The sequence below is a fragment of the Amycolatopsis sp. NPDC004169 genome, from assembly GCF_040610315.1.
GTDB lineage: Bacteria > Actinomycetota > Actinomycetes > Mycobacteriales > Pseudonocardiaceae > Amycolatopsis.
Genome location: NZ_JBEXMD010000001.1, coordinates 250,720 through 269,519 on the forward strand (window position 1 = coordinate 250,720; position 18,800 = coordinate 269,519).

The window sequence follows — 18,800 nt, forward strand, 5'->3', positions numbered from 1 at the left end:
CATCAAGGAGGAGGCCGCGATGCTGTGGCGCCTGCCTGCCCAGGCGCCCGGCGGAGCGGAAATGCCTTGTGCGTGGCCAGCGTGGGGATCAAACTGCCTCGCATGGCCCGAAGTTGCGTGTTTTGCGGTGGTTCCGGCCTGACCAGGGAGCACGTGATTCCGCGCTGGTTGAGCAACGTGCTGCCTGAGCAGGCGCGATACCGCGGCCAAGACCAAGCGACTGTACTCCTCCGACCCGAACACACGGTCGACGGCCCGCACCATCGAGAGATGGTGGAGACGTTCAACGCCATGACTGTCAAGGCGGTATGCGGCCCGTGCAACAACGGCTTCATGAATGACCTTGAGGCCGAGGCACGCCCCTTGCTGTCCGCGATGATCCGCGGCTCACTGGCGCTGCCACTCGCCGCCGAGGCGACAACCGTTATCGCGGCCTGGGCAGTCAAGACCAGCCTCATGGCGCAGTTAACTGGCTCGGAGCCGGCTGTGTTCCCGCAGGTCTACCGGGAGTTCTACGACACTGGCCGGCCTACTTCCGAATGCATGGTCTGGGCGGCGGCGGTGGACGACGAGGACTGGGCGCTGCGCGCCGAGTGCCGCGGCATGCTGTATGCACTGGACGGCCAGTCGGCAAACCTCGACGACCCGCCGAACATTCTTTCGGTGACCATTGGCCTCGGGGCGCTACTGCTGCACACCATCATCGACCCGGTCCTTGCAAACTCGACGTGGAACCTCCTCACCTATACCTTTCATGGCGCACTTGTTCCGCTCTGGCCCGATCCGCACCCGACGACATGGCCTCCCCGCGTGCTGGACCCCGTCGAGGCGTGGGCCATCTGCCAGTCCATGCCGATCTTGCTCAGTTAACCGTACGTCCCGGCTACGCTTCGGCGGTTCACGCCAACGCGGTGGGCTTAGGACTGCATCTGGCCAGCAGCGACCGATATAAGACCTGAGTCCTGCCTTGATCAAACCCGAAGGACTCCCGGAACCGACCATCAAGCCGCTGGGAGAAGCTGCTCGGCCAGTCGTGGCGACGAAATTAATCGCTCGACGTGACCGAGGTCACGACAGACGATAGCTTGGTGACACCCTCCGACCGCGCAACAACGAAAGCCCTGAAGCGGGTCCAGACCGTCGCGCGCACACGTCAAGCCGGAGATCCACATGGAATGACCCGGGTTGTACCCGGCCAGCGGGGCAACTACGTCTCGTTCGGGCGGAGCGTGGTCGAAGCCGTCGAGGCCGCAGCGGAGCTACTCGCTGCCGACCTACGCTTCGAGTACCTCGACGCGCCTCGGGATGAGCTGTGGCGACTCGTGGATCAAAGTCAGCTCGACCGCCAGGCTGACCATGTCAACAGGTTCATCGACGAGCATGCTCAAAGCCCGTTCATCAGTGTGTGCCGCGTCGAGATCGACTACCTGACTGTCGATCAGCCGGTCGACATCTTCGGGATTCAGCTCACACCGGCGGATGCGCTGCCGGCCGTGCGACGCAACGTGCCGGGCCTTGGTGCCCATTCGGGCTGCATGGCCGAAGTCGAGGTCAGCGGCACGAGCCCTGAGCGCATGATGGAGCGAGCCCGTTATCGGGTGCAGCGCGTGCTACGGATCCTTCGAGTCGCATTCCTCGGCAGGTACAGCTTCCACATTGGGCAGTTGCGTTTCCGCGTCGGAGCTGTCGCCGAGCTAGACAATGGCGCCGGCGAGTGGCGCGCCATGGACACCCGGACGGGAACTCTGCAGGCCATCCGGCCCTTGATCGACGCGGTACGCGAACACCCCACCGCCCGCCTGGTCGACGAGCCAGCCAGTGACATCGAGCGCAAAGCGGACGTTGCCCTGCGTTGGATCGACCGCGCCGTCTTCACAGATGATCCACTGGTGGCACTGCTATACCAGTTCTTTGCACTCGAAGCGCTGCTCGGCGACAAGTCGAGCGGTTTGAAGGGCGAGCAGCTCGCGTTCCGGCGTGCGATGCTCAGCCATGTGGTGACGGGCGGATTCCGACACCCTGAAACCGCTCTGTGGCTGTACGACGAAGTCCGGAACAATGCGGTTCACGGTGAGAACATGCCCGAAGTGGATTCGGGAGCTGTCAAAGGCTTCGCATCGGACGTTCGAGCTGCTCTCAGCGAGTACCTCACGTTCGCACAGTCTGAAGGGCTGACGCGCCGCAGTAAGTTGACTCGGGCGCTCGACCAGCACTCGGACCGGCAGCAACTGGTTGCCTGGCTCAGCGAGAGTGGTGGGCCGCGCTGGGAGCGGTTCGTCGCCGAGCAGACGACGGCGAGCACGGCCAAGGCCACGCCAGGCTGACAGTCACCCAGATTGTCACCCAGGTCACGCAAAAGCCCGGTCCGCGAGACGCGAACCGGGCTTGACCTGCGTGGGCCTACCAGGACTTGAACCTGGGACCTCTTCGTTATCAGCGAAGCGCTCTAACCGCCTGAGCTATAGGCCCTTGAACGAGGAGAACTTTACAGGACCCCCGAAGGGGCCCTGCAACCGGGTCACTCCCGTTCGGACAAGGTCACCTCGAGGCCTCCTGCGAGGTCGGCTGAGACGTTGTAGATGAACGCGCTCACCGTGGCCAACGCCGAGACCAGGACGATGTTGATCGCTCCGAGGATCGCCGCGATGCCGAACACGCGGCCCGCGCTGATCAGGGGTTCTGCCGAGGCGTTGGCCCCTTCGCCGCCGACCAGGGACGAGTACGTTCCGTTCAGCTTGTCCCAGACGCCCATTCCGTCCAGGACCGTGTACAGGACGCCGACCGCCACCAGCCAGACGAAGAACATCGCCACGCCGAGGACCAGGGACAGCTTCAGGACCGACCACGGGTCGAACCGCTTGACCTGCAGGGATGCCCTGCGGGGGCCGCGGCCCGGGCGGCGCAGCGCGCTCGGGCGAGCTCGCTGCGCCGATGCCGGGGGGACCTCGGCGCCGGCCGGCGGGGTGTCCCCGCTGCCTCCGAAGAGGCGGGGGGCTGCGGTGCCCGTGACAACCGGGCGCTCGGCGGCGACCGTCGGGGCGTCCTCCGTGGCCAGCTTGACCGTTGCTTCGGCGTCGCCTTCCTTGTCGACCCGCTGCCAGGGTGGGCTCGCCGGCGTTCCGTTCGAACCCGCTGCCTCGGGATTCTCGGTCGGTGTCACGAAGAGTCAGTCCTTACCCGTGCCGTGGGGCGCTGTCCGTAGTTGTGAACTTACTGCTCCGACGGCGCCGTCGTGTCTTCACCCGCTTCGGGCGCTTCGGGAGCGTCACCATTGGCGACGTCCGAGGGCTCGTCCGCGTTGCGTGCGACGGCCAGAAGAGTGGTGCCTTCGCCGAGATTCATCAGCCGGACCCCCTTCGTCTGCCGTCCTGCCTTGCGCACGTCGCCCGCCGGTGTGCGGATCACGCCGCCGCTCGAGGTGATCGCGTACAGCTCGTCCTCGGCGTCGACGATGAGCGCACCCACCAGCCTGCCACGTTTGCGGTCGTGCTGAATGGTGAGCACACCCTTGCCGCCGCGGCCCTGGACCGGGTAGTCCTCGATGGCCGTGCGCTTGGCGTACCCGCCGTCGGTCGCGACAAGCAGGAACTTGCCCTCCTTGACCACGCTGATGCCGAGCAGCTCGTCGCCGTCGTTGAAGCGCATGCCCATCACGCCGGACGTCGGGCGGCCCATCGGGCGGAGCGCTTCGTCCGTGGCGTGGAAGCGGATGGACTGGCCCTCGGCCGACACCAGCAGCAGGTCGTCCTCGGCCGCCGCCAGCACCGCGCCGACCAGCTCGTCGCCCTCGCGCAGGTTGATCGCGATCAGGCCGCCGGAGCGGTTGGAGTCGAAGTCGGTGAGCTTGGTCTTCTTGACCAGGCCGCGCTTGGTGGCGAGCACCAGGTACGGCGCGACGTCGTAGTTCTTGATCTCGATGACCTGGGCGATCTGCTCGTCCGGCTGGAACGCCATCAGGTTCGCCACGTGCTGGCCACGCGCGTTGCGGTTGGCCTCCGGCAGCTCGTACGCCTTGGTCCGGTAGACGCGGCCCTTGTTCGTGAAGAACAGGATCCAGTCGTGCGTCGAGCAGACGAAGAAGTGCTGGACGATGTCGTCCTGCTTCAGCGTCGCGCCCTGCACGCCCTTGCCGCCGCGCTTCTGCGAGCGGTACAGATCCGTTTTCGTCCGCTTGGCGTACCCCGTGCGGGTGATGGTGACGACGACGTCCTCGACCGCGATGAGCTCTTCGTCGGTCACGTCGCCGCTGAAGCCGATGATCTTCGTGCGCCGGTCGTCGCCGTACTTCTCGACGATCGCCATCAGCTCGTCGCGGATCAGCGCGCGCTGCCGCTCCGGCTTCTCGAGGATGTCCTTCAGGTCGGCGATCTCGAGCTCGATCTCGGCCAGCTGGTCGATGATCCGCTGGCGCTCCAGGGCGGCCAGGCGGCGCAGCTGCATGTCGAGGATCGCGGTCGCCTGGATCTCGTCGACGTCCAGCAGCTCCATCAGGGCCGGCCGGGCCTCGTCCGCCGACGGCGACCGCCGGATCAGGGCGATGACCTCGTCGAGCATGTCCAGCGCCTTGACGTACCCGCGCAGGATGTGGGCCCGCTCTTCGGCCTTCTTCAGGCGGAACTTGGTCCGCCGGACGATGACCTCGACCTGGTGCTTCACGTAGTGCCGGATGATCTGGTCGAGCCGCAGCGTGCGCGGCACGCCGTCGACCAGCGCCAGCATGTTGACGCCGAAGTTCTGCTGCAGCTGGGTGTGCTTGAACAGGTTGTTCAGCACGACCTTCGCGACCGCGTCCCGCTTGATCGTGATGACGATCCGCATGCCGGAACGGCTGTTGGACTCGTCGGCGATGTCCGCGATGCCGGTGAGCTTGCCGTCGCGGACCAGGTTCGCGATGTTCTCGACCAGGTTGTCCGGGTTGACCTGGTACGGCAGCTCGGACACGACCAGGATCGTGCGGCCCTTCGCGTCCTCTTCGACCTCGACGACCGCGCGCATCCGGACCGAGCCGCGGCCGGTGCGGTAGGCGTCCTCGATGCCGGACGTGCCGAGGATCATCGCCTTGGTCGGGAAGTCCGGGCCCTTGATCCGGACCAGCAGCGCCGCGAGCAGCTCGTCGTCGGTCGCCTCCGGGTTCTCCAGCGCCCAGACGACGCCCTCGGACACCTCGCGCAGGTTGTGCGGCGGGATGTTCGTCGCCATCCCGACCGCGATCCCGGAACCGCCGTTGACCAGCAGGTTCGGGAACCGGGACGGCAGGACGTCGGGCTCCTGCGTGCGGCCGTCGTAGTTGTCGGAGAAGTCGACGGTGTCTTCTTCGATGTCGGCCAGCATCTGCATGGCCAGCGGCGCGAGGCGGGACTCGGTGTACCGCATGGCGGCCGCGGGGTCGTTGCCCGGCGAGCCGAAGTTGCCCTGGCCGTCGATCAGCGGGTAGCGCAGCGACCACGGCTGGGCGAGCCGCACCAGCGCGTCGTAGATCGCCGAGTCGCCGTGCGGGTGGTAGTTGCCCATGACGTCGCCGACGACGCGCGAGCACTTGTTGTACCCGCGGTCCGGCCGGAAGCCGGAGTCGAACATCGAGTACAGGATCCGGCGGGCGACCGGCTTGAGGCCGTCCCGCACGTCCGGCAGCGCGCGCGACACGATCACGCTCATCGCGTAGTCGATGTAGGAGCGCTGCATCTCCTGCTGGATGTCGACCGGCTCGATCCGGTCGTGTTCCGGAGCCGGCGGCAGAGTTTCCGTCATGGAGTCCTTCTCGGGGGGAGAGTCCTAAGCGGGGGCGAAGAGCGGGGAACGCCTAGACGTCCAGGAAGCGCACGTCCTTGGCGTTGCGCGTGATGAACGAGCGCCGGGCCTCGACGTCCTCGCCCATCAGGACCGAGAACAGCTCGTCCGCCTGGGCGGCGTCGTCCATCGTGACCTGGCCCAGCAGCCGGTTCGCCGGGTCCATCGTGGTCTCCCACAGCTCTTCGGCGTTCATCTCGCCGAGACCCTTGTAGCGCTGGATCGCGTCGTCCTTCGGGAGCTTCTTGCCGGCCTCGACCCCCGCCTGGATGACGGCGTCGCGCTCGCGGTCGGAGTAGGCGTACTCCGGCTCGGACCGCGGCCACTTGATCTTGTACAGCGGCGGCCGCGACAGGAAGACGTGGCCGTGCTCGATCAGCGGGCTCATGAACCGGAACAGCAGGGTGAGCAGCAGCGTGGTGATGTGCTGGCCGTCGACGTCGGCGTCGGCCATCAGCACGATCTTGTGGTAGCGCAGCTTCGAGAGGTCGAACTCGTCGTGGATGCCGGTGCCCAGCGCGGTGATCAGCGACTGGACCTCGGTGTTCTTCAGGACGCGGTCGATGCGGGCCTTCTCGACGTTGATGATCTTGCCGCGGATCGGCAGGATCGCCTGGTACATCGAGTCCCGGCCCTCCTTGGCCGAGCCGCCGGCCGAGTCACCCTCGACGATGTAGAGCTCGCACTCCTCCGGGTTGGTCGAGCGGCAGTCCTTGAGCTTGCCGGGCAGGCCGCCGATCTCCAGCGCGCCCTTGCGGCGGACCAGGTCACGCGCCTTGCGCGCGGCCATCCGGGCCTGCGCCGAGGAGATCGACTTGTTGATGATCGTCTTCGCCTCGGTCGGGTTGCGCTCGAACCAGTCGGCCAGCCACTCGTTCGACGTCTGCTGCACGAACGTCTTGGCCTCGCTGTTGCCCAGTTTGGTCTTGGTCTGGCCCTCGAACTGCGGCTCGGCCAGCTTGATCGAGACGATCGCGGCGAGGCCCTCGCGCACGTCGTCGCCGGTCAGGTTGGCGTCCTTCTCCTTGAGCAGCTTCTTGTCGCGCGCGTAGGAGTTGACGACGCGGGTCAGCGCGGCGCGGAAGCCCTCTTCGTGGGTGCCGCCCTCGTGGGTGTTGATCGTGTTGGCGAAGGTGTAGACCGACGGCGTGAAGCCGGTGTTCCACTGCATCGCGACCTCGACCTCGAGGCCGGTGCCCTTGGCGTCGAAGGAGATCACGCTGGGGTGGATCGGTTCCTTGCTGCCGTTGATGTGCTTGACGAAGTCCTCGAGCCCGCCCGGGTAGCAGTAGGTCTTCTCCTTGACCCGCGCGACCTTGCCCTCGGCGTCCGCCTCGGTCTCCTCGTCGGCGACGCGCTCGTCACGCAGGGACAGCGTCAGTCCCTTGTTGAGGAACGCCATCTCCTGGAGCCGGCGCGAGATGGTCTCGAAGTTGTAGGTCGTGGTCTCGAAGATGTCGCCGTCGGCCCAGAAGGTGATCGTGGTGCCGGTCTCCGACGCCGGGCCGAGGTCCTCGAGCGGGCCCGGCACCTGGTCGGTGTACTCCTGCCGCCAGCTGCGGCCGCCGTACTTGACTTCGGCGAGCAGCTTCTTCGACAGTGCGTTCACCACCGAGACGCCGACGCCGTGCAGACCGCCGGACACCGCGTAGGAGTCGCTGTCGAACTTGCCGCCCGCGTGGAGCACGGTGAGCACGACCTCGAGGGTCGGCTTCTGCTCCTTGGGGTGCATGTCGACGGGGATGCCGCGGCCGTCGTCGACGACCCGGACCCCGCCGTCGGCGAGGAGGGTAACCTCGACCTTGGTGGCGAACCCGGCCATGGCTTCGTCGACGGAGTTGTCGACGACCTCCTGGACGAGGTGGTGCAGCCCGCGTTCACCGGTGGAACCGATGTACATGCCGGGGCGCTTGCGGACCGCTTCGAGGCCTTCGAGCACCGTGATCGACGACGCGTTGTACTCGCTCTTGTTCTCGGTCACCGGCGTTGTTTCTCCTCGTCTCGCCCGAGCGGACGCTCGCTCCTCTCCAGTGTACTTGGCCGCGTCCGCTGACATGCGGCAAGGACACCCCTGAACGCGTCACAGACGGACGAAATCGGTTCGAGGCGAGTCTTGACGTATCCGAGGAGGTCTGAATGCGTTCTCGGCGCATTCAACCGAGCATCGCGCAACCCGGGTCAGCCGTACGTGTCACGCGGGCCGCGGCCGGGCACGTGACGAGGCCCCTTCCGCCAGCTCGGGGCGGTCGGGCCCTGGATCCGCATCCGCTTGACGACGCCGTTGCCGACCCCCGCCGCGATCTTGGCCAGCAGCTTCCCCTGCAGCAACCGAAGCTGGGTGGCCCACGCGGTCGAGCTGGCGCGGACGGTGAGCTCGCCGTCCTTCAGCGCGACCGGTTGCGCGTGTTCGGCGACGTCTTCGCCGACCAGCCGCGCCCACTGCGCGAAGACGCGGGCGCTGGTGACGCTCTCGTTCCAGCCGCGGTCCCGCATCAGCCGGGAGACGAGCTGGCCGAGCGGCTGGGGGTCACGCGCGTCCGCGCCCGGTCCCGACCAGCGGCGACGCCGGGGGTTCTGCCCGCCACCGACCGCGGGACGGCGGCGGCCGGGTGGGACACCCCGCTCCTTGGCCTTGGCCTTCGCGGCCTCCAGCGCGGCGTGGGCGAGGTCGCGTCCGGTCGGGGGTGTCCCGTTCGGCCCAGCGTTGCCATCACGTTCGGTATCCGCCGACGGCTTGGCGCCGGTTTCGGCCGTTTTGTCCCACCCATCCGGCCGCAGGGTCACGGGCAGCGATAACTCATTCACCGTGTTATCCACACTGTCCACAGGTTTGTCCCCAGATCGGGTGCGGTTTGTGCCACCCGTCACACGGGGTGCCCGGTCGCCTCGCTCAGCCACGCGTGATCTCACCATCCGCCACCACGAACCGGTGCCCGGCGAGCTCGCCGGGCACGTCTTCGTCCACCGCCGCGGTCACCAGCACCTGTTCGGCACCCGCGGCCACCTCGGCCAGCCGGGCCCGGCGCTTGCGGTCCAGCTCGGCGAACACGTCGTCGAGCAGCAGCACCGGCTCGCCCGCCTCCGCGCGCAGCAGCTCGTAGCTGCCGAGCCGCAGCGCCAGCGCGAACGACCACGACTCGCCGTGGCTCGCGTAACCCTTGGCCGGCGCCTGGCCCAGGATCAGCTCCAGCTCGTCCCGGTGCGGGCCGACCAGGCTGATCCCACGCTCGAGCTCGGCCTTGCGGGCTTCACCCAACGCCTTGAGGAGGACGTCCTTCAGGACCTCGGGTTGCGCCCGCTCACCATCCGGTACGCCGTACGTCTCCGGCAGGGCGTCACCCAGCGACGACTTGTACGAAACCTTCGCCGGCCGCGAGTCGGGCGCGACCCCCATGTACGCCGAAGCCGCGTACGGCGCGAGGTCGGCGACAAGGTTGAGGCGCGCGGCCAGCAGCTCCGCGCCCGCCACCGACAGGTGGTCGTCCCAGACCTCGAGCGTCGACAGCGCGTACGGGTCTTCGCGGCCCGTGCGTCGTTTCCCGGCCGTCTTGAGCAGGGCGTTCCGCTGCTTCAGCACCTTCTCGTAGTCCGCCCGGACCCCCGCGTACCGCGGCGCGCGCAGCACCAGGAGCTCGTCGAGGAACCGTCTTCGCTCACTCGGGTCACCCCGCACGAGCGCCAGGTCCTCCGGGGAGAACAGCACCGTGCGCAGGATGCCGAGCACGTCACGCGGCTTGCCGACCGCACCGCGGTTGACCCGGGCGCGGTTCGCCCGGCCGGCGGTGATCTCCAGCTCGACGGTCAGCTCGCGGTCGTCGTTGACCACCGCGACCCGCACCAGCGCGCGCTCGCAACCGTGCCGGATGAGCGGCGCGTCCGTCGCGACGCGGTGCGAGCCCAGCGTCGCGACGTACCCGATCGCCTCCAGCAGGTTGGTCTTGCCGCGGCCGTTCTGGCCGACCAGCACGGTCGGCCCCGGTCCGAGGGCGAGATCGGCCTGTGGCCAGGAGCGGAAGTCGGTGACCTGCAGGTGTCGCAGATGCACCAGTTGCTCCTTACCCGCCGACCTTCTTCACGGCGTGCCCGCCGAACTGGTTGCGCAGCGCGGCGACCGCGCGCATCGCGGCCGAGTGCTCCTGCCGCGAGGCGAACCGCGCGAACAGCGCGGCCGAGATGACCGGGGCAGGCACCGCGTTGTTGATCGCCTCTTCGAGCGTCCACCGGCCTTCGCCGGAGTCCTCGACGTAGCCCTCGAGGTCGTCCAGCTCCGGGTCCTCGTCGAGCGCGCGGACGAGCAGGTCGAGCAGCCAGGACCGGACGACCGTGCCGCGCTGCCAGCCCTTGATCACCGCGGGCACGTCCTTGACGACCTTCGCGGCCTCGAGCAGCTCGAAGCCTTCGGCGAAGGCCTGCATCATGCCGTACTCGATGCCGTTGTGGATCATCTTCGCGTAGTGGCCGGCGCCGACGTCGCCGGCGTGCGAGAAGCCCTCTTCGCGCGGACCCTCCGGGCGCAGCGCGTCGAAGATCGGCATCGCCTTCTCGACGTCGGCGGCCGCGCCGCCGACCATCAGGCCGTAGCCGTTGTCCTTGCCCCACACACCGCCGGACACACCGCAGTCGACGTAGCCGATGTTCTTCGCCGCCAGCAGCTCGGCGTTCAGCTTGTCGTCGGTGTACTTCGAGTTGCCACCGTCGATCACCATGTCGCCGGCGGAGAGCAGGTTGCTCAGCTCGGTGACGGTCTGCCGGGTCGGCTCACCGGCCGGGACCATGATCCAGACGATCCGCGGGCCGTCCAGTTTGGACACCAGGTCCTCGAGCGACGTCGTGTCGCTGACGTCCGGGTTGCGGTCGTAGCCGACCACCTCGTGACCGGCCGCACGCAGCCGCTCACGCATGTTGAAGCCCATCTTGCCCAGGCCGATCAGACCGAGCTGAACCATCGAGATCCCCTTACGTGCTTCAGGAAGTTGCGGGTCAGCCCGGCAGGCGGACCGGCATCAGGAGGTACAGGTAGCCGGGGACGACGTTGCCCTCGGCGTCGGCGGGCTTGATGAGCGCGGGGCGGTTCGGCGTGGTGAACGTCAGCTCCGCCCGATCACTGTGGAGCGCGCCGAGGCCGTCGACGAGGTAACCCGGGTTGAACGCGATGGTCACCGGCTCACCTTCGTACTCGACCTGCAGCTCCTCTTCGGCGCTGCCCTCGTCGTCGCCGCCCGCGGACAACCGCAGCGAGTTGTCCCCGAACTCCAGTCGTACCTGAGTCCCCCGCTCGGCCACCAGCGAAACGCGCTTGATGGCCTCGGTGAGGGTGGACACGCCGATGATCGCGCGCGACGTGTGCGACGCGGGCAGCAGCTGCCGGTACGGCGGGAACTCCGCGTCGAGCAGGCGGGTCGTCGTGTAGCGACCGGACCCGGACAGGCCGAGCAGGCCTTCGCCGCTGGCGAGGGCGAGGCGGATGGTGGCGCCGGACGCGCCGAGCGTCTTGGCCGCCTCGGCGAGCGTGCGCGCCGGGACGAGCACCGCGGCGTCGGCGAGGCCCTCGGCCGGCTGCCAGGTGAACTCGCGCATGGCGAGCCGGAAGCGGTCGGTCGCGACCAGGGTCAGTGAGCTGCCGGAGATCTCCAGGCGCATGCCGGTGAGCATCGGGAGCGTGTCGTCCTTGCCCGCGGCGACGACGACCTGGGTGACGGCCTGGCCGAACGCGTCGCCGGCGAGCTCGCCCGCGAAGGCGGGCTGGGACGGCAGCTGCGGGTAGTCCTCGACCGGCATGGTCGGCAGGGAGAACCGCGCGCTGCCGCACGTGATGGTGGCGCGGGCGCCGTCGACGGAGATCTCGACCGGCTGCGCGGGCAGCGCCTTGGTGATGTCGGCCAGGAGGCGCCCGGACACGAGGAGGCGGCCGCCGTCGGCGATCGTCGCGGGGACCCCGACCGTGGCGGAGACCTCGTAGTCGAAGCCGGAGACCGTCAGCGCGTCGGTTTCGCCGTCCGACCCGGCGTCGAGGAGGACACCGCCCAGCACCGGCACCGGAGGCCGGGAGGGGAGGCTTCTGGCCACCCACGCGACGGCGTCGGCGAGCCCGTCACGCTCGACGCGGATCTTCATGCGCGCATCCTTTCGACGATCGAGCCCCCTGCGGGCTCGGGCCAGGCCTCGTTCTCGCGGGGCAGTGACCGGCTGCCCCCTCCGGCCGGTCCGCCCTCCCGCGTGAGCGGCCGGAGCGCGGACCAGGTGCAGGCGTCCACGTTAGGCCGTCGCGGGCGCCGCCGTCACCTCGGCCTCCCCTTGAGTTTGTCGACATGACGACTCGATCTCGCGGCTGTCCCCAGCTTCGGCCTCCGCCTGTTTTTGTTTTGTTCTCTCTTTCAAAAGATCTAAGGGCAGTAGCAGTAATAGGCGTTGTGGATTGTGTGGATCGAGCTCGTTCGCGCAGGTCGGACGGCTCGCGGGCGTGTGGGTAACCCTGGTGGCGGTCCTGTGGGTAGTTCGGGCGGTCCGTGGATGGTTTCGCCCGTCCCCGGATTCGTCCACAGCTGTCCCCAGTTGTCCCCACGGTTGTCCCCAGGTGTGCGGCGATTTGTACCCAGGGTCTGGGGGTGCCGGACGGGGTCCGAACCCCTCTTCCGAGTGACCGGAGCCGCCTGTGCACAGCATGTGGGCAACCTGTGGAATCCGCGTGGACAAGGGTGTGGATGCGTTGTGGATCGGCTGTGGGCGGGGTGTGGAGGGAATCCGGGTCTTCGCTGGTGGGAGATCCGTTGGCACTGTGGGCAATCCGCCCACACGGTGGGGAAAACCCCTTGTGTACAAACAATTTTCGCGAGTTTGGCGAAGCACGCGTACGCGCGCGAAGCAGCGAAGGCGCGTACACCTGCTTCGCGTCTCAGAGCGTCCAAAGACGACTGTGCCCGGAGACGACGAAGGGGCGTCCACAGTGAGCGGACGCCCCGAAGTCGTTGGGAGGTAAGGGATGTGCTACTGGCGAGCGCGCTGCTTGATGCGCGAGGTCAGCTCCTGCACCTGGTCGTAGATGCGCCGGCGCTCGGCCATCTCCTTGCGGATCTTCTTGTCCGCGTGCATGACGGTCGTGTGGTCGCGGCCGCCGAACGTCTGCCCGATCTTCGGCAGCGACATGTCGGTCAGCTCGCGGCAGAGGTACATCGCGATCTGGCGGGCCGTGGCGAGCGCCTTCGTCTTGCCGGGGCCGCACAGGTCGTCGAGCGTGACGTCGAAGAACTCGGACGTGACGCCCATGATGGTCGGCGCGGTGATCTCCGGGGCGTGCGAGTCCGGGATCAGGTCGCGCAGCACGATCTCCGCGAGCGCGCTGTCGACCGGCTGCTGGTTCAGCGAGGCGAACGCGGTGACGCGGATGAGCGCGCCTTCGAGTTCCCGGATGTTCGCCTCGACGCGCGAAGCGATGAACTCCAGCACCTCGCCGGGGACCGCCAGCCTGTCCTGCGCCGCCTTCTTCCGGAGGATCGCGATGCGCGTCTCGAGCTCGGGCGGCTGGATGTCGGTGATCAGGCCCCACTCGAACCGCGTCCGCAGCCGGTCCTCCAGCGTCTCGAGGCGCTTCGGCGGGCGGTCGGAGCTGACGACGATCTGCTTGTTCGCGTTGTGGAGGGTGTTGAAGGTGTGGAAGAACTCTTCCTGCGTCCCTTCCTTGCCCTCCAGGAACTGGATGTCGTCGACGAGCAGGATGTCGATGTCGCGGTAGCGCCGCTGGAAGGCGACCTTGCGGTCGTCGCGCAGCGAGTTGATGAAGTCGTTCGTGAACTCTTCGGTCGAGACGTACCGGACGCGCATGCCGGGGAAGAGCCGTTGCGCGTAGTGGCCGACCGCGTGCAGCAGGTGCGTCTTGCCGAGCCCGGACTCACCCCAGATGAAGAGCGGGTTGTACGCGCGGGCCGGCGCTTCGGCGACGGCGACCGCGGCCGCGTGCGCGAAGCGGTTGGACGCGCCGATGACGAAGGTGTCGAACGTGTACTTCTCGTTCAGCTTCGTCTTGGACGTCTGCGGCTGGGCCGGCGCGGTGTACGGCTGGCCGGCGATCGGCTGGCCGGAGAACGTCGGCCAGATCTCGTGGACCGCGGCGAGCGCCTCGCCCTCTTCGTCGACTTCCTCGTCGGTGTCGTCGCCGTCGTCCGGCTTCGGCGCGACGGCCTGGTGCGCCGGCATCGGCATGGGGGGCATCGGCGGCGCCGGTTCGGGGCGCGGCGGCGGCATCATCGGGGCGCCGTTGGCCGGCATCGGCGGAGCGGGTTCGGGGCTTGCGCCGTTTTCCACCCGGCCGGGTGACGGCACGTAGCGGGGCGCGGGAGCCGGGGCGACGGCCTCGGCGCTGTCGACCTTCACGGCGAGGGAGATGGCGCGGCCGAGCCGCCGGGAAAGCGCGTCGGTGATCGCGCCGCGCAGCCCGCGTTCAATCGCTTCCTTCGCGAAGTCGCTGGGGGCCGCGAGCAGCGCCGTGCCGTCGAGGAGGCCGATGGGGCGCGTCACCCGCATCCACGCGCGCTGCTGGGGGGAGAGGGTCCCGTCGGACAGCTCGCGTACCACCTGTTCCCAGATGACACCCAGATTGTGCTGGTGATCCGACACCTGTCTGGCTCCCCTCCCCTCGTCTCCGTGGACGGCCGAACCGGCCCCCGGAACGCCCCGGTCACTCCACCCGGCGATCGCGGGAGACCTGCCCGCACACCGGCACAGCGAATATCCACATAGTTGTCCACAGCTGTGCACTAATGTACGGCGACCCGCGGTGCCGCCACCTGCGGGCTAGTCGTACGCCGGTGGGCACTCCACCACCCGGATACTCGTGCACCTGGAACCGGTGACCCGAGAGAGGCACGCTAACAAGCCCCGCTCGCGGCCACAAGGCATCCTGGGCGGCCAGCATTTCACGGTGCACGGCGGGTTGCCATTCGGTGCCGCGGCGTGGAACTCCACGGGCGCGCCGACCGGTCGCGTACCGTGGCCGAGGGGGTGCTTACCGGCCGCCCGACGGGGGTGCGTACCCTCGTAAGGTCTCCCGTATGCGACGGGCGCGTTTCGCGTGCCCACGTTGTCGTCGCTCGTCGTGACGAGGCCACACGTTGGTAGGAGACACCAGAGACTGCCGTGCGCCCGCACGACACGCCAGGTGGGGAGAAGGAATTCTTCTCGCCCGACGCGAGACACAGGAGAAGCAGTGAGCAAGGGTAAGCGCACCTTCCAGCCGAACAACCGCCGCCGCGCGAAGACCCACGGGTTCCGGCTGCGCATGCGGACCCGCGCCGGCCGGGCCATCCTGGCGGCCCGCCGTCGCAAGGGCCGCGAAGCGCTGTCCGCCTGATCGCGCCGATCGGGGCGCGCCGTGCTGCCGGCTGCCGCACGCCTGCGGCGGAGTGAGGATTTCCGCGTGGTTCTCCGTCGCGGGTCCCGGGCAGGCAGGCGCCGCCTCGTCGTCCACGCGCTGACCACGGACCCGTCCGCGGCCGCTGAAGTCCCTTCAGCGGCCAGGGCGGGTTTTGTGGTGAGCAAGGCCGTCGGCAACTCGGTGGTCCGCCACCGGGTCAGCCGCCGGTTGCGTCATCTCGTTTCGGACAGGCTCGGAACACTGCCCGCCGGCACGTCGTTGGTCGTACGGGCATTGCCGCCGTCGTCGACCGCGTCCAGCGCCGAGCTCGGATCCGATCTCGACGCCGCGTTGCGTCGGCTCGGGCTTCTGTCGTCGCGCCGTCCGGCCGGGGATGTCCCCCGCCCGACGCGTCCCGCGGACGCGGCCCCCGACCACGGATCAGCGGTGTGACCGGCATGCGAGCCACCCCCGAGCACGACCACCAGCACGAGCACGACGTCGAACCCGAGCCGCCCCGGCCGGGTCCCGTCGCCTGGGTGCTGCTGCTCCCCATCAAGCTCTACCGCAAGGCGATTTCGCCCTTCCTCCCGCCGGCCTGCCGGTTCTACCCGAGCTGCAGCGCGTACGCAGTCGAAGCCCTGACCCGGCACGGTGCCGGCCGCGGCTCCTACCTCGCGCTGCGCCGGCTGCTGCGCTGCGGCCCCTGGACGCCCCCCGGCCGCGACCCCGTGCCCGAGACGTTCTCGTGGCGCCACCGACGACCTGAAACACCGATCGAGGAGTAGCAGCAGTGCTCGATTTCATCTACTACCCCGTGTCCTTCATCCTCTGGTGTTGGCACAAGGTCTTCGGGTTCGTCTTCGGGGAGTCGACGGCGATCGCCTGGATCCTCGGCATCATCTTCCTGACGTTCACCGTCCGCGGCATCATGTTCAAGCCGTTCGTGAACCAGGTCCGGTCGATGAAGAAGATGCAGGACTTCGCGCCGGAGATGAAGAAGATCCAGAAGAAGTACGCGAACGACCGGCAGCGCCAGGCCGCGGAGATGCAGAAGCTCCAGAAGGAGCACGGCGTCAACCCGCTGGGCAGCTGCCTGCCGATGCTGCTCCAGATCCCGGTCTTCATCGGCCTGAACCACGTCCTGCGCGCGTTCACCATGCCGCCGCCCGGTGGTGGCCCCAAGACCGAGAACTACTTCTTCAGCCAGCACGACGTCGAGTCCTACGTCAACGCGAAGCTCTTCGGCGTCAACCTCGGTGAGGCCGTCTACAACGGTGTCGGCGTCGTCAGCGGCGGGGCCACGAACGTCGGCTTCCACTGGAGCGTGCTCCCGGTCGCGCTGCCCCTGATGATCGTCGCGTCGATCGCCACGCACCTCACCGCGCGGCACTCGGTGGCCCGGCAGAACGCCGCGTCGGCCACCCCGCAGACCGCGATCATGAACAAGCTGACGATGTACATCTTCCCGCTCGGTGTGCTCGTCTTCGGTGCCCTGTTCCCGCTCGGCCTCCTCTTCTACTGGCTGGCGAACAACGGCTGGACCCTGATGCAGCAGCGCCTCGTCTACACGAAGATCGACAAGGAAGAGGCCGCCCGCAAGGCGGAGGCCGCGGAGAAGCGCGCGACCCTCGGGCCGAAGCCGGGCCAGAAGCCGACCGCGCCGAAGGTCGGGCAGAAGCCGGTCCAGCAGAAGAAGAACCAGCCCGCGCAGGCCGGCTCGGCGAAGAAGGTCACGAAGGCGGGCTCGGCCCACGGCTTCGCGCAGACGACCCCGGCGGAGGCGACCGCCAAGGCGGACGGCGCGACCGCGGCGGCTCCGGCCGACACCCCCAACGGCCAGAACGGTTCGAAGGACAACGGCACCGGCGTGCCGGGCCTTCTCAAAGACTCGACCAGGAAGTCGGGCCGGAAGCGCCGCTGAGGCGCGACCGGTTCGGAGAGGAGACGAATGATGTCGGAGACGATCGACACGATCGACGCCGATAAGGACGACGTGACCCCGGAGCCGGCCGCGGAGGCAGCGGGCGAGGAGAAGGCGGGCGGTGACGACATCCTCGTGCAGGAGGGTGACATCGCCGGCGACTACCTCGAGCGCCTGCTGGACCTGCTCGACTACGACGGCGACATCGACCTCGACGTGGAGGCCGGCCGCGCGATCGTGAGCATCGACGGCGGCGAGGACCTCGAGAAGCTCGTCGGCCCGCGGGGCACGGTGCTCGAGGCGCTGCAGGAGCTGACCCGCCTGGCGGTCCAGCAGGAGACGGGCTCCCGCAGCCGCCTGATGCTGGACATCGCGGGCTGGCGCGCAGACCGCCGCGAGGAGCTCAAGGAGCTCGGCCGTTCGACGGCGGAGTCGGTCCTCAAGAGCGGCGAGCGCGTGCGGCTGCAGCCGATGAGCCCGTTCGAGCGCAAGGTGGTCCACGACGCGGTGGCGACGGTCTCGGGCGTCACGAGCGAGAGCGAAGGCGAAGACCCGAAGCGGCGCGTGGTGATCTTCCCGGAGTCCTGAGCTCCGGCCAGCTTCGCGAGCGGCCCCATCCGACTGGTTCGGGTGGGGCCGCTTCTTTGTGCGCACGGGCGGCGGCGGGGCTCGTTCGGGGCGGCGGGTCTTTGCCGGTCGGATCGGATGGCGGTGGGTGCCCGGCCCGCGGGGATGCTGCCGTCGGCGCGGCTGCGCGGCGCGGGCTGGTCGGCACCCGATCGAGTCGGCAGCTGGGTCGCGGCGGTGGCTCGCCGGCACGTGCGCGCTCGTGGCTAGCGACTCCACCGACCGCGTGGCTGTGCGCTTGATTGCTCCGTCGGAAGCGCTGCTGGGTTGAATTACACCGGTGATGTTTCACGTGGAACGCTCCACGAGCGCGGCTGGCTGAGTGGAGTTCTCCACATCTTCGGACTGTCGGCTCGTCTTCTCCGGTTCATCGGGGACAATCGAGCGAGCGCGGTTTCACGTGAAACCGGCGGACGAGGAGTAGACGGAGTGAGCTTGGAGCAGGCGGCGGCGCGGGTGTTCGGAGAGCACGTCGACCGAGCGGCCGGGTACGTCGAACTCCTGGAGCGGCACGGGGTCGAGCGGGGGCTGATCGGTCCGCGGGAAGTCGAGCGGCTGTGGGAACGGCACGTGCTCAACTCGGCGGTGATCGGCGAGCAGATGCCCGAAGGCGCCCGCGTGGTCGACGTCGGGTCCGGCGCCGGGCTTCCGGGTGTACCGCTGGCGATCGCGCGACCGGACCTCGATATCGTCTTGCTCGAACCGATGGCCCGCCGGGTGGACTGGCTGGCCGAGGTGGCCGAGAAGCTGGAACTCCCGATCACCATCGTCCGTGGACGCGCGGAGGAGCGGCCTGTGCGTGAGCAGCTCGGTGGCGCCGACATCGTCACCGCTCGCGCGGTCGCCCCGCTCGCCAAGCTCGCGGACTGGTGCCTGCCGCTCGTTCGTCCCGATGGCTTCCTGGTCGCCCTCAAGGGCGCCAGCGCGACGGACGAGGTCGAGCGGGACGGTGCCGCCATCCGGAAGGCCGGCGGGGCCGACCCGCTGATCGTCGAGTGCGGTGCCGCCGTACTAGAGGTCCCCAGCACGGTTGTGAAGATCCGGCGCCTGCCGTCGGCGACGAAGCCGAAGGCGCGGAGCAGGAAGCGTTAACGGGCCGCGATGTTCCACGTGAAA

The 18,800-nt window shown here is 68.6% G+C and carries 16 protein-coding genes and 1 tRNA gene; 8 read left to right on the plus strand and 9 right to left on the minus strand.

What is annotated here, in order from left to right:
- Nucleotides 1-270: 270 nt before the first annotated feature.
- Both ABZX11_RS01265 and ABZX11_RS01270 read left to right on the plus strand, forming a co-directional pair.
- Entirely contained in the window at nucleotides 271-870 is a 600-nt protein-coding gene (locus ABZX11_RS01265) for a hypothetical protein (protein WP_354908781.1), read from the plus strand.
- 188 nt (nucleotides 871-1,058) lie between these two features.
- Nucleotides 1,059-2,324 (plus strand): hypothetical protein, encoded by a 1,266-nt coding sequence (locus ABZX11_RS01270; RefSeq protein WP_354908783.1) that lies wholly within the window; start codon nucleotides 1,059-1,061, stop codon nucleotides 2,322-2,324.
- A gap of 71 nt (nucleotides 2,325-2,395) precedes the next feature.
- On the opposite strand, the gene ABZX11_RS01275 is transcribed toward ABZX11_RS01270, so the two are convergent.
- From ABZX11_RS01275 to dnaA, 9 genes are all read right to left on the minus strand, one after another.
- A tRNA-Ile gene (locus ABZX11_RS01275) sits at nucleotides 2,396-2,469 on the minus strand.
- A gap of 49 nt (nucleotides 2,470-2,518) precedes the next feature.
- Entirely contained in the window at nucleotides 2,519-3,160 is a 642-nt protein-coding gene (locus ABZX11_RS01280) for a DUF3566 domain-containing protein (protein ID WP_176173832.1), read from the minus strand.
- A gap of 50 nt (nucleotides 3,161-3,210) precedes the next feature.
- A complete protein-coding gene (gyrA, locus tag ABZX11_RS01285; RefSeq protein WP_176173833.1) occupies nucleotides 3,211-5,748 on the minus strand; it encodes a DNA gyrase subunit A in 2,538 nt (845 codons plus the stop codon).
- A 52-nt stretch (nucleotides 5,749-5,800) separates the two neighbouring features.
- The gene (gene gyrB, locus ABZX11_RS01290; RefSeq protein ID WP_176173834.1) at nucleotides 5,801-7,768 is read right to left on the minus strand and encodes a DNA topoisomerase (ATP-hydrolyzing) subunit B; all 1,968 of its coding nucleotides are present in this window, start codon (nucleotides 7,766-7,768) and stop codon (nucleotides 5,801-5,803) included.
- Between the two features lie 197 nt (nucleotides 7,769-7,965).
- Entirely contained in the window at nucleotides 7,966-8,439 is a 474-nt protein-coding gene (locus tag ABZX11_RS01295) for a DciA family protein (RefSeq protein WP_176178033.1), read from the minus strand.
- A gap of 238 nt (nucleotides 8,440-8,677) precedes the next feature.
- The gene (gene recF, locus ABZX11_RS01300) at nucleotides 8,678-9,832 is read right to left on the minus strand and encodes a DNA replication/repair protein RecF (protein ID WP_354908787.1); all 1,155 of its coding nucleotides are present in this window, start codon (nucleotides 9,830-9,832) and stop codon (nucleotides 8,678-8,680) included.
- 10 nt (nucleotides 9,833-9,842) lie between these two features.
- Nucleotides 9,843-10,733 carry a phosphogluconate dehydrogenase (NAD(+)-dependent, decarboxylating) gene (gnd, locus tag ABZX11_RS01305; protein ID WP_176173836.1) on the minus strand — a complete coding sequence of 297 codons (891 nt, stop codon included), beginning with the start codon at nucleotides 10,731-10,733 and terminating at the stop codon, nucleotides 9,843-9,845.
- Between the two features lie 34 nt (nucleotides 10,734-10,767).
- Nucleotides 10,768-11,901, minus strand: a complete 1,134-nt coding sequence (gene dnaN, locus ABZX11_RS01310; RefSeq protein WP_176173837.1) for a DNA polymerase III subunit beta — start codon at nucleotides 11,899-11,901, stop codon at nucleotides 10,768-10,770.
- Between the two features lie 870 nt (nucleotides 11,902-12,771).
- A complete protein-coding gene (dnaA, locus tag ABZX11_RS01315; RefSeq protein ID WP_176173838.1) occupies nucleotides 12,772-14,397 on the minus strand; it encodes a chromosomal replication initiator protein DnaA in 1,626 nt (541 codons plus the stop codon).
- A 589-nt stretch (nucleotides 14,398-14,986) separates the two neighbouring features.
- Here dnaA and rpmH point away from each other — a divergent pair.
- The 6 genes from rpmH to rsmG all read left to right on the plus strand — a co-directional run bounded on the left by rpmH (nucleotide 14,987) and on the right by rsmG (nucleotide 18,776).
- Nucleotides 14,987-15,130: a 50S ribosomal protein L34 gene (rpmH, locus tag ABZX11_RS01320; RefSeq protein ID WP_091288857.1), complete on the plus strand. Its 144-nt coding sequence runs from the start codon at nucleotides 14,987-14,989 to the stop codon at nucleotides 15,128-15,130.
- A gap of 21 nt (nucleotides 15,131-15,151) precedes the next feature.
- The gene (gene rnpA / locus ABZX11_RS01325) at nucleotides 15,152-15,586 is read left to right on the plus strand and encodes a ribonuclease P protein component (RefSeq protein WP_176173839.1); all 435 of its coding nucleotides are present in this window, start codon (nucleotides 15,152-15,154) and stop codon (nucleotides 15,584-15,586) included.
- A 5-nt stretch (nucleotides 15,587-15,591) separates the two neighbouring features.
- Complete coding sequence (gene yidD / locus ABZX11_RS01330) at nucleotides 15,592-15,921, plus strand: membrane protein insertion efficiency factor YidD (protein WP_354908793.1); 330 nt, start codon at nucleotides 15,592-15,594, stop codon at nucleotides 15,919-15,921.
- A gap of 5 nt (nucleotides 15,922-15,926) precedes the next feature.
- A complete protein-coding gene (gene yidC / locus ABZX11_RS01335; protein WP_354908795.1) occupies nucleotides 15,927-17,057 on the plus strand; it encodes a membrane protein insertase YidC in 1,131 nt (376 codons plus the stop codon).
- 30 nt (nucleotides 17,058-17,087) lie between these two features.
- Nucleotides 17,088-17,645 carry a R3H domain-containing nucleic acid-binding protein gene (locus ABZX11_RS01340; protein ID WP_176173842.1) on the plus strand — a complete coding sequence of 186 codons (558 nt, stop codon included), beginning with the start codon at nucleotides 17,088-17,090 and terminating at the stop codon, nucleotides 17,643-17,645.
- A 468-nt stretch (nucleotides 17,646-18,113) separates the two neighbouring features.
- Nucleotides 18,114-18,776: a 16S rRNA (guanine(527)-N(7))-methyltransferase RsmG gene (gene rsmG, locus ABZX11_RS01345; protein WP_354908797.1), complete on the plus strand. Its 663-nt coding sequence runs from the start codon at nucleotides 18,114-18,116 to the stop codon at nucleotides 18,774-18,776.
- Nucleotides 18,777-18,800: the final 24 nt, after the last annotated feature.

Excerpts from the sequence above, each read along its gene's own strand:
- ABZX11_RS01265 (WP_354908781.1), top strand. The coding sequence starts at position 271 with ATGGTGGAGACGTTCAACGCCATGACTGTCAAGGCGGTATGCGGCCCG.
- gyrA (WP_176173833.1), bottom strand. The coding sequence starts at position 5,748 with ATGACGGAAACTCTGCCGCCGGCTCCGGAACACGACCGGATCGAGCCG.
- gnd (WP_176173836.1), bottom strand. The coding sequence starts at position 10,733 with ATGGTTCAGCTCGGTCTGATCGGCCTGGGCAAGATGGGCTTCAACATG.
- dnaN (WP_176173837.1), bottom strand. The coding sequence starts at position 11,901 with ATGAAGATCCGCGTCGAGCGTGACGGGCTCGCCGACGCCGTCGCGTGG.
- yidD (WP_354908793.1), top strand. The coding sequence starts at position 15,592 with ATGCGAGCCACCCCCGAGCACGACCACCAGCACGAGCACGACGTCGAA.
- ABZX11_RS01340 (WP_176173842.1), top strand. The coding sequence starts at position 17,088 with ATGTCGGAGACGATCGACACGATCGACGCCGATAAGGACGACGTGACC.